Origin of the sequence: Vibrio ezurae NBRC 102218 (assembly GCF_000467185.1) — a bacterium.
GTDB lineage: Bacteria > Pseudomonadota > Gammaproteobacteria > Enterobacterales > Vibrionaceae > Vibrio > Vibrio ezurae.
The window spans coordinates 47418-62881 of the sequence record NZ_BATM01000028.1; the positions used below are offsets into that span (position 1 = coordinate 47418).

9 protein-coding genes are annotated in these 15464 nt (G+C 42.6%); 7 read left to right on the plus strand and 2 right to left on the minus strand.

The window, feature by feature from the left end; all coding sequences use genetic code 11:
- Positions 1–1098 (minus strand): 2-aminoethylphosphonate--pyruvate transaminase, encoded by a 1098-nt coding sequence (phnW, locus tag VEZ01S_RS10185; protein WP_021713961.1) that lies wholly within the window; start codon positions 1096–1098, stop codon positions 1–3.
- Between the two features lie 232 nt (positions 1099–1330).
- Here phnW and VEZ01S_RS10190 point away from each other — a divergent pair, with 232 nt between their 5' ends.
- Positions 1331–2335 carry a putative 2-aminoethylphosphonate ABC transporter substrate-binding protein gene (locus VEZ01S_RS10190; protein WP_021713962.1) on the plus strand — a complete coding sequence of 335 codons (1005 nt, stop codon included), beginning with the start codon at positions 1331–1333 and terminating at the stop codon, positions 2333–2335.
- 817 nt (positions 2336–3152) lie between these two features.
- Here the strand turns inward: VEZ01S_RS10190 and VEZ01S_RS10195 are convergent.
- Positions 3153–4007, minus strand: a complete 855-nt coding sequence (locus VEZ01S_RS10195; RefSeq protein ID WP_021713963.1) for a hypothetical protein — start codon at positions 4005–4007, stop codon at positions 3153–3155.
- 1224 nt (positions 4008–5231) lie between these two features.
- Between VEZ01S_RS10195 and VEZ01S_RS10200 the strand changes: the two genes are divergently transcribed.
- From VEZ01S_RS10200 to VEZ01S_RS10225, 6 genes are all read left to right on the plus strand, one after another.
- Positions 5232–6236, plus strand: coding sequence for a putative 2-aminoethylphosphonate ABC transporter substrate-binding protein (locus VEZ01S_RS10200; protein ID WP_021713964.1), 1005 nt, complete (start codon positions 5232–5234; stop codon positions 6234–6236).
- Positions 6237–6530: 294 nt separating this feature from the next.
- A complete protein-coding gene (locus VEZ01S_RS10205; RefSeq protein WP_021713965.1) occupies positions 6531–7637 on the plus strand; it encodes a putative 2-aminoethylphosphonate ABC transporter ATP-binding protein in 1107 nt (368 codons plus the stop codon).
- A gap of 37 nt (positions 7638–7674) precedes the next feature.
- The gene (locus VEZ01S_RS10210) at positions 7675–9387 is read left to right on the plus strand and encodes a putative 2-aminoethylphosphonate ABC transporter permease subunit (protein ID WP_040890696.1); all 1713 of its coding nucleotides are present in this window, start codon (positions 7675–7677) and stop codon (positions 9385–9387) included.
- 11 nt (positions 9388–9398) lie between these two features.
- Positions 9399–10103, plus strand: a complete 705-nt coding sequence (gene phnR / locus VEZ01S_RS10215; RefSeq protein WP_021713967.1) for a phosphonate utilization transcriptional regulator PhnR — start codon at positions 9399–9401, stop codon at positions 10101–10103.
- A 112-nt stretch (positions 10104–10215) separates the two neighbouring features.
- Positions 10216–11619, plus strand: coding sequence for an FAD-dependent oxidoreductase (locus VEZ01S_RS10220; RefSeq protein ID WP_021713968.1), 1404 nt, complete (start codon positions 10216–10218; stop codon positions 11617–11619).
- Positions 11620–12086: 467 nt separating this feature from the next.
- On the plus strand, positions 12087–15464 hold a 3378-nt coding region (locus tag VEZ01S_RS10225), incomplete at its 3' end, for a VCBS domain-containing protein (protein WP_021713969.1).

The following is a 15464-nucleotide window of genomic DNA, read 5'->3' on the forward strand; positions in this document are numbered from 1 at the left end:
TCAGTTCCAATACATTGCTTTAGCTACGGCGTTAATGAGTCGATGAATATCATCAGGAAAGACGTCACCAATATTGCCAATGCGGAAACAATCTGCGTTTGACACTTTGCCTGGGTAAATTACAAACCCTTGCGCTTTAAGGCGGTCGTAAAACTCTTTAAATTGATACTCACTGTGCGAGGGTGAGTAAAATGAAGTAATAATCGGCGAATGCAAAGGCTCATCGAGCAAAGGCTGAAACCCTAATTGACGCATACCTTGCACCAAAATTTGCTGATTGGTGGCGTAGCGATGGGCTCTAGCGGAAACTCCGCCTTCCTCTTCTAGTTCAAGCAGTGCTTGATAGAATGCGCGGACTGTGTGTGTCGGAGAGGTAAAGCGCCACTTACCATGGTTCTCTTGCATGCATTGCCACTGATCATATAAGTCTAAGCTCAGCGAGCGAGCTTGACCTTGGCACAGTTCTAATTGGGATTGTTTAGCAATGACAAAGCCAAAGCCGGGTACGCCTTGAATGCATTTATTGGCAGAGCTGATCATAAAATCGATATCCATGTCGCCGATATCCATTTCAATTCCGCCAAAGCTGGACATAGCGTCCATAATGACCACTTTGTTGTAACGTTTTGCCAGTGCCACAAGCTCTTGTACCGGATTTAACATCCCAGTGGTGGTTTCACAATGTACGATAGCAAAGTGAGTGATATCAGGGTCGTTAATGAAAATTTGTTCTACTTGCTCAATAGAAGGAAAAGTGGTTTCACTTGAGCTCATCACATGCTGATCAATATGCAAATATTCGGCAATTTGTGAGATGCGTGCGCCATATGCGCCGTTATCAATAACAAATAGCTTTCCGTTTTTCGGAATCGCTGAACCGATAGTCGCTTCGACTGATGCAGTGCCGCTCCCTTGCATCAATACACTCGTATAACCAATGCGCGAGGTGGCTAATTTAACCAGTTTGCGGCGGATTACCTCTACAACGTCTTTATTGTAGTCATCATCCCAAGTACACCAATCTTTGAGCATTGCTGAACGTACTGATTCTGAGGTTGACAGTGGACCTGGAGTAAGTAGTAGATATTCGTTTTTCATTTCATTTTGGACTATACCATTGCTTTGTTTTTACTTTAACACGTCGAAACCTACTCGCAAGTCTGTTTTGATTAATTCATAAAAGTTTCATGTAAAGCGGTGATTTGTTCGTTATTACGACGAATTATCGTAAAACTGCCATTGTTTGTTCATTGATTCGTCATCTTTGGTGCTTAATCTAACGCTAAATTTACTGGTGCAGACCAAATTATATTTTAATAAGGGAAGAGAGATGAACAAGCGTTTTATTAAAGGCTCATTGGCAACAATGATCGCGATGTTGTCAACCAACGTATTGGCCGCAACTGAAGTGACGGTTTACACTGCATTTGAAACAGATATTCTGGCGAAGTATAAGAATGCATTTGAAAAGTCTAACCCTGATATCAAAATTAATTGGGTTCGTGACTCTACGGGCATCATGACGGCTAAGTTATTGGCAGAAAAGAAGAACCCACAAGCAGAAGTAGTATGGGGCCTTGCAGGTTCATCTATGGCACTGCTTAAAGAAGAAGGCATTTTAAAGTCGTACACGCCACAGGGCCTAGATAAGCTGCACGCTGAACTTAATGACCCTCAATCGTCTCAAGCTTGGTACGGTAACGATGCATTCTTTAACGCGATTTGCTTCAATGAAATCGTAGCGAAACAACAAAACCTGCCTAAGCCAACGTCATGGGAAGATTTGACTAAACCTGTCTACCAAGGCCACATTGCCATGCCTAACCCAGCTTCTTCGGGTACTGGTTACATGCAAGTATCAGCATGGCTACAAAACATGGGTGATGACAAAGGTTGGGCTTACATGCAAAACCTACACAGCAACATCGCACACTACACGCACTCTGGCTCTAAGCCTTGTGTGCAAGCGGGTATGGGTGAAGTTGCTATCGGTATTTCCATGGCAAGTCGCGGCGCTAAATTAAAGACTCAAGGCGCACCATTGGATGTGATTACTCCTGCTGGCATCGGTTGGGAATCTGAAGCAGTTGGTCTAGTAAAAGACTCAAAAGCGGCGCAGCGCGTAGTGGATTGGTCTATTTCAAAAGAAGCGAATGAGCTGTACGTTGAAATGTACCCAGTGGTAGGACACAAAGACGTGAAAGCTGTAGTTGCTAACTTCCCTAACGTACAACAGAAGATGGCGAAAATGGACTTTGCTCGCATGGGCAGTGAGCGCGCTGATGTCCTAAAAACTTGGTCTGATAAGTTTGATGGTAAATCAGAAGCGAAGTAAGATTTTTTAGTTGGGTTTGCCGCTGAATAAATAGCGCTAAGTGCAGTTGTTCTACAAAGGCTGCAAATGCAACACCCAGATTCAATATGATTATTGGAGCTGGGTGTTTTTTTATGCGTGGATTATTTGATATAACTGGGTAAATAAAACATTAGCTGTGATTACTTCTCAGCATTCTTGCTTGGCTACTTCTGCAAACATGCTTAGAACTTCGGTTTATAGCACTCACCAATATCGATTATTTTGCTAAACGCTTTAACAGTTTTCTGTGCGATCCAAGCATTCGATTAAACCTCACTTCAGAGTTAAATTCGGGATTAAATGTCGTATAAGTTAATGAGTCGAACTTTAGGTTAGGCGTTGGTGCTGAAAATTAAGCGACAGAGTTCGATGTATTGCCGTTCTTCAACCCCATGTATTACATTCCGAGATTTATATACTCAGAAGTTCACAATAGTTTAATTATAGGAAGATAACGGTTTTATAAATAAACCGGCAAACTATTCTGATGGTATTAATGGTTATAGGTTAATTACTATAAAAGACGATACTCTGGTTGTAGTTTCTATACTATAAATAGCTGTGAGTAAGAGATCATTATTACTAATTGGATGTCACCCTACTTAATATTAAACATTATTTAATATATGGATTACAATACTTCCCAGCGAAAAGAAAACAAAAAAGGCCTAGTCATTATTCAACTAGGCCTAATCAATTTTCATATCATGCATTTTAATTAACAAGTAAGCTTATTAATTATGCACTCTTGTTTTTATCTGTTGATACTAATTATTCTAAAGGGAATCCTTTAGACTTATTTACGCATGTCAGTTACTTTGCCGTTCGCTAGGTCGATGCGGTAGATTTCTTTAAATACGTTACCTGCAAAGCCAAGTTGTACGATAGAAATGTCTTTAAATTCAGCTTTAATACCTTCAGGCTGAGCTTTGTTTAGATCTACAGCTAAGTCATCCAGGCTAGCTTGTAGAGCTGGCGTTAGGCGAGTCATGCTGTATACCAATGTGTTGTGTGGGTTATGTACTGCTAACGTTTTACCGTTCTCAGAAACGTTCACACCGCTTACACCTACGTTTCTAACCAATTTTTTACCCGCATCGCTCATGTTTGCATAAACTGGACCAGTAACACGTGGTAGTGGACCGTCACGCAGTGGTGCTAGGGCAGCAGTAGCTACTGTGTTGTAATCCATCATCTCGTTGTAGCCTTTACCTTGCTTGTTAACACCAAGGTCAACCCACCATGGGTGGCCAGCGCCTTTTGCTGCTTCAGTGATGGTGAAATCTTGAAGAGTAACTGTTAGTGGCTTAGGTGGTGTTGGTAGCACTTCTAGCATTTTTTCAGGAGTGCTTGGATCTGCGCTGTGAATATGCACAACAGTGATGTGTGGGATATTCTTTGTTTTTTGCTCTTCGGTTAGCTTTAGCTCTACCAGTTTTTTGTCCACTAGAGGGACAACAGATTTGTTCAATGTTTCGTTAACAGCATCCGGTAAGCGGTATACTAAGCCGTAAGTTGCCACGTGCTCTCTGAATTCGGTTGGGTTTAGTGAGCTGTTATCAATTGCCGCAGAAGCTAGGCTGCTAAAGCCTAATACAGGAAGTAGAATTGAAGTAGCAAGTTTACGTTGAAAAGATTTTACGGTTTTCATTATATTGTCCTAAGTTTTATTGAAAATAACACTTCGTTGTACTTTCTTTTATTAATGTACACTGTGGTGTTTTATATGATGAATGTATAAATTTTTAACGAATACACTGGATAACGAGGCAACATTTAAAATTCTTCTGCTATGAGTTGCCTTTGGTTGTGCATTAATAACGGGCAAAAGAGTTAAGCTTCATTACAACAATATGTCCCTTCAGTTCTTTAGATTAATCTAAACAAATTCATTCACTAAGATGTTTCTATATCCAAGAGTAACGGTTACTCCACTCGAAATTTATTAAATGGGAATGGAGTAAGTTCATACTAGATTATAAATGTTACTTATATTATTCGCGCCATTAATAATGCACGGGACTTAAGGTAAACAAAATTCATTGCAGTAATATTTCATTTTCTTTATTTAAATGATCTTTTTGATTTATATTATGATCTAAGGGTAAATTAAGTGAATAGCTGTGGAAATATAGATGTCTAATAGCTCTATATTATCTGTGGTTAATGTAAGTTATTGTTTTTGTTGAGGTAAGTTTGTTGTGGTGGCTATCTGTTGATATGAGGAGTAGGCTGATTTTCTATTTTAGATAAGAGGTTGAATAGTTGGTTGTTTTATTTAAGCAAGAGGGGGTGTCCAAACTTATTGTATTTAGAGGGGAAACTTAACAGATATAGTATTATTGAATTTGTTTTAGTTCTGTTAGCGAATACTTAATTAATGCATGAATCTTCTAGATAACTACCCTAGGTACATTTTTGTCAGAGCCATTTCCTTGCTAATCACGGAAAAGTGACGACTTAGCATAAAGCTGAAATCGGTGAGCAAGTCTCGTCTTTATTGCAAACAAGCATCATTACAAACGAACATCCACCAAGTAGAAAGCTGCATAGTTCAAGGTTTACCGCGCTCACTAAAGCAGAACCTTTTCCTTGTGACTGTAGTAGTGCATTTGATGTCATTCGTTGCTCTTTATTGTCCATGTAATCTTGGAGTATACCATTGGTTTTTCAGCACTTTAGCATGACCATTCATACCTGCAAGTTACTTTGCAGTATTTAACGAAAGTTTCATATTAGCGTCAAATTCGACGGTTTATTCAGCGGTTTATCGTAAAACTGCCATTGTTTGTTCATTGATTCGTCATCTTTGGTGCTTAATCTAACGCTAAATTTACTGGTGCAGACCAAATTATATTTTAATAAGGGAAGAGAGATGAACAAGCGTTTTATTAAAGGCTCATTGGCAACAATGATCGCGATGTTGTCAACCAACGTATTGGCCGCAACTGAAGTGACGGTTTACACTGCATTTGAAACAGATATTCTGGCGAAGTATAAGAATGCATTTGAAAAGTCTAACCCTGATATCAAAATTAATTGGGTTCGTGACTCTACGGGCATCATGACGGCTAAGTTATTGGCAGAAAAGAAGAACCCACAAGCAGAAGTCGTATGGGGCCTTGCTGGTTCATCTATGGCACTGCTTAAAGAAGAAGGTATTTTAAAGTCGTATACGCCACAGGGCCTAGATAAGCTACATGCTGAACTTAATGACCCGCAATCGTCTCAAGCTTGGTACGGTAACGATGCATTCTTCAACGCGATTTGCTTCAATGAAATCGTAGCGAAACAACAAAACCTACCTAAGCCAACTTCATGGGAAGATTTGACTAAACCTGTCTACCAAGGCCACATTGCCATGCCTAACCCAGCTTCTTCGGGTACTGGTTACATGCAAGTATCAGCATGGCTACAAAATATGGGTGATGACAAAGGTTGGGCTTACATGCAAAACCTACACAGCAACATCACACACTATACGCACTCTGGCTCTAAGCCTTGTGTGCAAGCAGGTATGGGTGAAGTGGCTATCGGTATTTCCATGGCAAGTCGCGGCGCTAAATTAAAGACTCAAGGCGCACCATTGGATGTGATTACTCCTGCTGGTATCGGTTGGGAATCTGAAGCAGTTGGTCTAGTAAAAGACTCAAAAGCGGCGCAGCGCGTAGTGGATTGGTCTATTTCAAAAGAAGCGAATGAGCTGTACGTTGAAATGTACCCAGTGGTAGGACACAAAGACGTGAAAGCTGTAGTTGCTAACTTCCCTAATGTACAACAGAAGATGGCGAAAATGGACTTTGCTCGCATGGGCAGTGAGCGCGCTGATGTACTAAAAACTTGGTCTGACAAGTTTGATGGTAAATCAGAAGCGAAGTAAGACTTTTTAGTTGGGCCTGTCGCTGAATAAACGGCGGTAGGTGCAATCATTTTAGAAAGACTGTAAATGAAACACTCAGGTTCAAACCGCTAATTGAATCTGGGTGTTTTTGTTTATTAATTCACCGTTGCCTGCTAGTTGTGACGAACAATTTACATTGTAAATTTCCCTATCTTTCTTCATCTGTCTTGCAAATTTCAACACTACTTATGTTTGTCATTATTCTCTAACACAGGTGTAATCTCATTGTCATAGTCACACTCTATTATTGGTATATACCATTTGGAGAGTGTTATGAAAATCAACCAAAACTATTTGAAAATCAATAACGTAGTGAAGCAGTTTGGCCAGTTCACGGCTTTAAATGATATATCGCTAACGATCGATAAAGGCGAGTTTGTTTGCTTTTTGGGCCCTTCAGGCTGTGGCAAAACAACTCTGCTACGAGCTATTGCAGGATTGGATTTGCCGACTTATGGTCAAATAGAACAAGCCAGCAAAGACATTACTTTTTTACCCCCAGAAAAACGTGACTTTGGGATCGTGTTTCAGTCTTATGCTTTGTTTCCAAACTTAACGGTGGAAGAGAACATTGCGATTGGGCTTAGAAACCAAGGTGCTTCAAAGGCACAAGCTAAAGAAACGGTTTCACAATGGCTTGAAACCATCGCACTGCCAACTTCAAATACAAAATACCCAAATCAACTTTCTGGTGGTCAGCAGCAGCGTGTTGCTCTGGCTCGTGCATTGGCGTTATCTCCAGGAATGCTACTACTTGATGAGCCTTTATCGGCGCTAGATGCGAAAGTGCGTACTCACCTACGTGAAGAGATTTGTCAGCTGCAACGCAAGCTAGGCATAACCACTATCATGGTGACTCACGACCAAGAAGAAGCTCTGTCTATGGCCGACAGAATTGTGGTTATGAACCATGGCGTGATTGAGCAAGTGGGGACGCCGCAAGACATTTATGAAAACCCGAAAACTCGCTTTGTGGCGCAGTTTGTGGGAAGCATGAACTTTTTGCACGCACAGCGATTAAATGACACACAAATTAAGGTGCATGAGCACATCATCAATGTGGAATGTGCACGATACATGCAACAAGACTTAGGGCAGGAATTTGAACTCGCTCTGCGCCCTGAAAGCCTGTTCTTTACTGAATCTGAATACAACACTTTAGCAGTCACGATTGAAATCATTGAGTTTCAAGGCGCTTATGTTCGCGTTGATTGTCGCTTAAAAGGGCATCCAGAATTGCCATTAATTGCTGTAGATGTTCCGGTTCGTGAAGCTCGTAAGTTGAATTTACAACTGGATCAAGAGCGTCGCATCGAACTAGTGACCAAGCATATGCATGCTTACCCGCTACCAAGCGCAGTTATCCGAGAGGTTGCATAATATGAAAACCGCAGTGGTAAGTGTCAACGAGGAGACGATTTTGAATCAGAACTCTGTTCCTAGTCCGAATATATGGACGTTTTGGCTGAGTAAAATGAGCCGTGACAACGTAATGCTGTTAGTTATTTTGGCATTGCTGTCATTGTTCATGATGCTATTTGTCGCTATGCCATTGTGGGCAATGCTGACCAAAAGTGTACAAAACTCAAATGGTGACTTTGTTGGGTTATCCAACTTCATCACTTACTTTTCATCACCTAGTTTGTGGTACTCACTGACCAACACTTTAACAGTTGGGCTGTTGGTGACCGTGATTGTTGGAGTGTTAGCTTTTGGTTATGCGTTTGCCATCACTCGCTCTTGCTTGCCGTTTAAGACCTTTTTTCAAGTGCTAGGTATGGCGCCTATTTTAGCGCCGTCACTACTGCCTGCAATTAGTCTTATCTTCTTGTTTGGCAACCAAGGTGTATTGAAAGAGTGGTTAGGCGGTTCGTCCGTTTACGGTTTGATTGGTATTACCATGGGGTTAGTGTTTTGGACTTTCCCGCATGCCTTGATGATATTAATTACCTCTTTGCGCACCTCGGATGCACGTTTATATGAAGCAAGCCGAGCGTTAAAAACTTCACCATTAAAAACCTTTTTTATCGTCACTTTGCCTGCAGCAAAATATGGCGTCATTAGTACCTTAATTGTGGTCTTTACACTGGTGGTGTGTGATTTTGGTGTGCCGAAAGTGATTGGCGGTAGCTATAACGTATTGGCAACTGATATCTTCAAACAAGTTGTTGGTCAGCAAAATTTTGCTATGGGTGCCGTAACTAGTATTTTGCTGCTACTGCCTGCGGTATTTGCGTTCACGGTGGATCGCTGGGTGCAAAAGAAACAAAAGAACTTATTTGATACGCGCTCTGTCGCCTACGAACCAAAGCCTCATGCGCTACGTGACGGACTGTGTTTGCTGTATTGCATCACCATCAGTATTGCTGTGTTGGCTGTTTTGGGAATGGCGGTGTATGGCTCTTTAGTCACTTTCTGGCCGTGGAATAAGGCGCTGACTTTAAGTAATTATAACTTTAGCGAACTGAGCACTTATGGCTGGAACCCTTATTACAACTCTCTTACTTTGGCAGGTTGGGCTGCAATTATTGGTACGGTGATTATCTTCATCGGTGCTTATTGCATTGAAAAAGGACGCGGTTTTGCTCCTTTACGCCAAGCAATGCAAATGGTCAGTGTTATTCCTATGGCCGTACCAGGAATGGTGCTGGGCTTGGGCTACATCTTTTACTTTAATGATGCGAATAACCCATTAAACTTTTTGTATGGCACCATGGCATTTTTGGTGGTGAATACGGTGGTTCACTATTATACCGTTGGGCATATGACCGCGATTACAGCATTGAAACAAATCCCTGCTGAAATTGAATCAACCGCGGCATCGGTTAAATTACCGCAATATAAATTGTTTTTTAAGGTGACACTTCCAGTTTGTTTACCTGCGGTATTAGATATTGCGATATACTTATTTATCAACGCTTTAACCACGACCTCGGCGGTAGTGTTCTTATACTCTACCGACACCATCCCAGCGTCTGTTTCAGTGTTAAATATGGACGATACCGGCCAAACTGGCGCAGCGGCGGCAATGGCAGTAATGATCATGATTTCAGCCGCAGTGGCAAAGCTAGTACATATTGGCTTGGATAAGTTACTAGGAAAGAAAACACAAGCCTGGCGAAAACGATAAAAGGAAAATCAGTGCAGTACGTAAAAATTAAAGACGTTATCGTAGAACAAATTGAGTCAGGACAACTTAGCCCAAGACAAAAATTGCCCGCTGAGCGAAAGCTTGCTGAGCTATTTGATACGACTCGCGTGACGTTGCGCGAGGCTTTATCTCTGCTTGAAGCTGAGGGCCGAATATACAGAGAAGATCGTCGAGGTTGGTTTATTTCTCCAGCGCCATTGCGCTATGACCCAACGCTTGCGCTCAATTTTGCCGATATGGCGAAATTACAAAACCGAGAGCCATTGACGGAATTGATCAGTGCCAAAAGCATGCTGGCAGATAAACATGTGTCAGCATTGCTAGGTTTACCAGCATTTTCTGATGTATTTCAGGTAGAGCGTGTGCGTTATTTAGAGCAGCGTCCGGTTATGTTTGTGAAGAACTATGTGATACCGGCGCTAACACCAACCTTACTCGACTGCGATTTATCATCGTCTTTGACTGATATTTATCGTGAGCAGTTTGGCGTACGTTACTCAGAGATCCGTTATCGGGTGAGTACAACCTCATTGTTTGGCAACGTGGCACAAAAACTCAGAGCCACAGCGGGAACGCCCGCGATGTTAGTGCAACGTCTTAACTATGATAATCACGCTGGTTTGATTGATTGTGATTTGGAATATTGGCGACATGATGCTATCTGCATTGAGTCGGCATCTAAGCTAGTGGATTAATATTGTTGAAATAATCGCTGGCTTTTAAAGACCCGTAGGCTTCCACACGGAAGCCTTTTTTACGCCTATACCAAGGCGATTCGACTGAAAATTACTCAAATGTAGGTACAACATGTCTGTAGAAACACACCCATGTTTTTGGATTACTGAAGCAAAGCAACAACCTGATTGGCAAGAATCTGACTCTCTGCATCAAGATATTGACGCAGATGTTTGCATTGTTGGCGGCGGATACACCGGACTTTGGACATCGATTCTTATTAAGCAACAGTCACCACAAACCAAAGTTGTGGTACTAGAGAAGAGTTTTTGTGGTGCAGGTGCATCTGGCGTCAATGGCGGTTGTATGCTGACTTGGGCGGCTAAATATTCTTCAATGTGTAAGATGTTTGGTGAAGAGCAAGCAAAGTTTTTGGTCTTAGAGTCTGAGCAAGTGATTTTTGAGATTGAAGCGTTTTGTAAAGAGCATGGCATAGACGCAGGTCTTAGAAGACACGGTACTTATTACACTGCCACAAACTCAGCGCAATGTGGCGCGCTAGATTCGACATTAGAAAAACTCGATAAAGAAGACCTTAATAGCTGGCAGAAAGTCTCCACCGAGCAACTCAATCAAAACACGGGCTCTGCTCGTAATATAGAAGGGCACTTCTCGCAAGCAGCCGGCAGTGTTCAGCCAGCATTATTGGCAAGAGGACTTCGCAGCGTGGCACTGTCGTTAGGCGTTGAAATCTATGAAAATAGCGAAATGACACGCATCGAATATGGTGAACCTGCGACGGTATATACCCATGAAGGCTCAGTAAAAGCAGGTAAAGTTGTGTTAGCGCTAAATGCTTGGATGGTGGACAAATTTAAGCAGTTCAAAAACAGCATAGTGGTGGTGTCATCTGACATGGTGATCACGAAACCTTTGGGCAATAAGCTTGCGCAGTCGGGCCTTTCGGACGGGGTTACGGTTGTAGATTCTAGAATTTTTGTACATTACTACCGAGATACCGTAGATGGACGTTTGATGCTTGGCAAAGGGGGCAACCGTTTCTCTTTTAATAACCAAGTTGAGCCGATGTTTAATTGCCAAAGCCATTATTTTGAGCTGTTACAAGGCGCTTTTGACCGACTGTTTCCTAACTTAGGTCGCGAACAGATTGAGTTTAATTGGACAGGCGGCTCTGATCGCTCAACAACGGGTTTTCCATTCTTTGGCAACATCAAAAATCAGTCGAATATTTTTTATGGTTTAGGTTATTCCGGCAATGGTGTAGCTCAGACTCGTATCGGTGGCAAAATCTTGTCTGCCTTGGCATTAGGGATTGAAAATGAGTATGCAAATTGTGCTTTGACGGGCGGCCCTAGAGGTCATTTCCCACCTGAGCCAATACGTTGGATGGGCGCTATGATGGTGCGAGATGCAGTTCGACGTAAAGAGGGAGCCGAAGATGACGACCGCTCACCACTGATTGTTGACCGATGGCTTGCAAAATTAGCCGGGCCAGCAGGAAAAGCCGATAAATAGTGACGTTTGCTGAACATTAAAAGTAATGAAGATGTCCTATCGGCAATCTTCATTACTTATCAGAATTGAAGGGTATTCTCTTGCCCTTTCCTTTGTTCTGAACTTGATAATACCAAGGTATTACTCTTACCGAAAAGATCGACTACTCTAATTGTAAATCAATAGATACAACAAATTTTCTTCAGATCATTCAATAACATGGATGCAAGGGAGAATGCACTAAGTAAAGTTAGTTTGTGAAAATAGAAGCTGAATGTTGTAAGTGTTTGTTATACAGTGAAGGATCATGAACTAGGTGTATTTGTTTTTGCACTAATATTTTATATAGAGTGCAAAATTCTAGTTGATTAGACGAGTTTTTCAGATGGGCAATATTACTCTAAATCTACCTAAAAAGTAGTATTCATGTGTGATTTTGTGACATAGCAACGATTTTAATCGTATAGCGAATAATGACGGTAGAGTGAATGGTTGATTTAAATAAGAACAACAAAGTTACTGAAGTATCGAATAAGCAAAATAAAGCGAAACGCACAAGAAAAGTACGTCGGTTTGTTCTGTCTCAAAGTTATATTCCTAGTAATAGCGCAAATGTTTTGATTCTTCCTTCTTATCATTATTCTGAAACGACGGGTGATAAAGGAGTTGACTCAGAAATTACGCATCATGTTGTGCAGGGATCGGCAAACAATGAATCACCTTATGCTGCGACTGAAACGAAAGGGCAGCATACTGTTCATCCGCAACCGACGACACAGGCGACTACTCCGACCGTAGCGGACGAATTTGAACCTCAACATCACACAGAAAATACCGGCAGTCATCATTATCACCATACCAGTCATTATGGACATATAACGCCAATCATCCCTGTTGCGGGAGTATTGGGCCATTCCTATGGACATTATGCCGCGACCCCTACACCAACGGTCACTTCACATAGCGGTTTTGCACATCAAGATAGTTCGAATTTGACGCCACCAGTTGTCGGACTTCCTTCTGCGGGTACCGTTGTTGAAGATGCTGCGTTAGTCACTCATGGCACCGTTGATAGCCATAGCGCACAGCAGGGCACGGCATTAACGTTCTCTCCTGATAACGTACATGGGAAATATGGTGAATTTAGCTTAGACAAAAACACGGGAGAATGGAGCTATACATTAGATAACCGTCATCATCAAGATCTTGCTCAAGGTGAGACTCATACGGAAACCTTGCACGTCACTATTACTAATGCCGCTGGCGCTTCTTCTCATCAAGACATCGTAGTAACCATCAAAGGTACAGATGACGCCCCGGTTATTACCAGTCAGGCTCAACATGAAACGACCAAAGAAGATAGCCAACTTTCAGCACAAGGCCAAGTTACCGCTACGGACGTTGATCATGGAGCGGTATTAACTTATACGCCAGACAGTATTCAAGGACACTATGGTTCATTTACCTTAGATGCGACATCAGGTAAATGGCACTACACGCTCGACAACGCACATCATCAAGATCTGGCCGAAGGCGAAACTCATACAGACAGTATGTTGGTCACGGTAACGGACGAAAAAGGTTTGAGCACTACGGAAACTGTTCAAGTGACAGTGCAGGGCACGAATGATGCTCCAGTGATCAACCACATTGCTTCGATTACAGCAAATGAAGGCCAACCGCTTATTCATGGCACTGTTATAGCAACAGATATTGATCGTGGAGATACTGTTACATACGCCACTCAATATCAGCATGCAGGTTTTGTGTTTAACAGTGATGGCACATACACAATAGATCCAACCGATAAGTCTTTTGACCACCTTGCTGTAGGTGAACATTCAACGTTAATAGTACCAGTTGTAGCAACAGACAATCACGGCGGACAAAGCCAGCCACAGAACTTGATTATCCGCATTGAAGGCACTAATGATAAACCAGTGGTCAGTCACATTACGTCACAGACGGTGAATGAAGGTGATGCTGCGATTTCCGGTCAAATCACTTCAACTGATATTGATCATGGTGATACGGCAACATATGCCACCACGTTTAAACACGCTGGATTTAGCTTAGACAGTGATGGGACTTATCATTTAGATCCGACGGATGCGAGCTTTGAGCACTTAGCGGTAGGTGAGCACGCGACCTTAATTATTCCGGTTATTGCGACCGATAATAACGGTGGTCAAAGTCAGCCACAGAACCTGATCATTCGTGTTGATGGTACTAACGATAAGCCAGTGGTTAGCCACATTACTTCCCAAGTAGTGAATGAAGGTGATTCTGCGATTTCAGGTCAAATCACTTCAACAGATATCGATCATGGTGATACGGCAACGTACAGCACTACCTTTAAACACGCTGGATTTACTCTAGATAGCGATGGTACTTATCACCTTGATCCAACAGATGCGAATTTTGACCATCTTGCGGTAGGTGAGCACGAAACGTTGATTGTGCCAGTTATTGCGACTGACAATAATAAAGGTCAAAGTCAACCACAGAACCTGATTATTCGTGTTGATGGCACTAATGATAAACCAGTAGTTAGCCACATTACGTCACAGACGGTGAACGAAGGTGATGCGGCGATTTCAGGTCAAATCACGTCAACTGATATTGATCATGGTGATACAGCAACATATGCCACCACGTTTAAACACGCTGGATTTACGCTAGATAGCGATGGTACTTACCATCTTGATCCAACAGATGCGAGTTTCGACCATCTTGCGGTAGGCGAGCATGAAACGTTGATCGTACCTGTAGTTGCTACAGATAAACAGAGTGGCGAAAGTCAACCTCAGAATTTGATTATTAAAGTAACAGGTACTAACGACGCACCAGTACTCACTTTCTCTGAAAATAAGGCATCTCATACTCAAGGTACTTTGGATAATACAGATGTAGATACTAATGATACGCACACCTATGCCATAGGGGATATAGCCTCTAGTAACCCAACCGATACCGAGCAGGGTAACTTTGGTGAGTTGGTACTTAACACGGCAACGGGTAAGTACACTTACACGCCAGCAGCTTCCGTTGCGGGTATGACGGTAGATAGCAATGGTGTGTATCATGGTCAAGACGTCTTTACGGTCAGCACCATTGATAATCACGGCGCAGTATCGACTAAATATTTAGAGTTCGACCCACAAGTGACGGTGACTGCACCGAGTAAGGATGGCGATCCTGCGGTATTAACGCCAAGCGTGCTAACACCGCCACAACTGTTAGATACACAGCCGCCAGTTGCGACTCTAGTGACACCTGAAACTAACAGTATCACGGGCATGCAGCTGACTGATGCAACCGATAGCGGTGCTGACCATACCGATGGCATTACCAATATCGCGAGCCCAATAATAGAAGGCAGTACGCATGTTCCGTTCTCGGTAGTGACCTTTACTGATGAGCACGGGAATGAGGTTGGTCGTACCACTTCCGACAAAGACGGTCATTTTGATACAGCATTGCATAGCCTGACAGGCAGTGTTGATGGCACTCAATATCACATTTCAGGACACGCTACTGCGCCATCTGCGACGAGTGCGACTGATACGCCAACGTCGGTATTAGTGACTATTGATAACAGTGTAAGTACGCCTATTATTGATCCAATAACTCCAAGCAATGACTTGACGCCGACCTTGCAGGGCACGGGTGAGCCTGGCTCGACCATTACCTTCACCGATGGCACAAATGCCTTGGGTCATACAGTGGTGGGCACGGACGGTAAGTTCAGCTTCACTCCAACCACTGATTTACACGAAGGCAGTCAGGTTACAGCCACAGCCACCGATACCGCGGGCAATGTGTCTCCAGCGACAACGGTTGATACCAATATTGACACCACTATT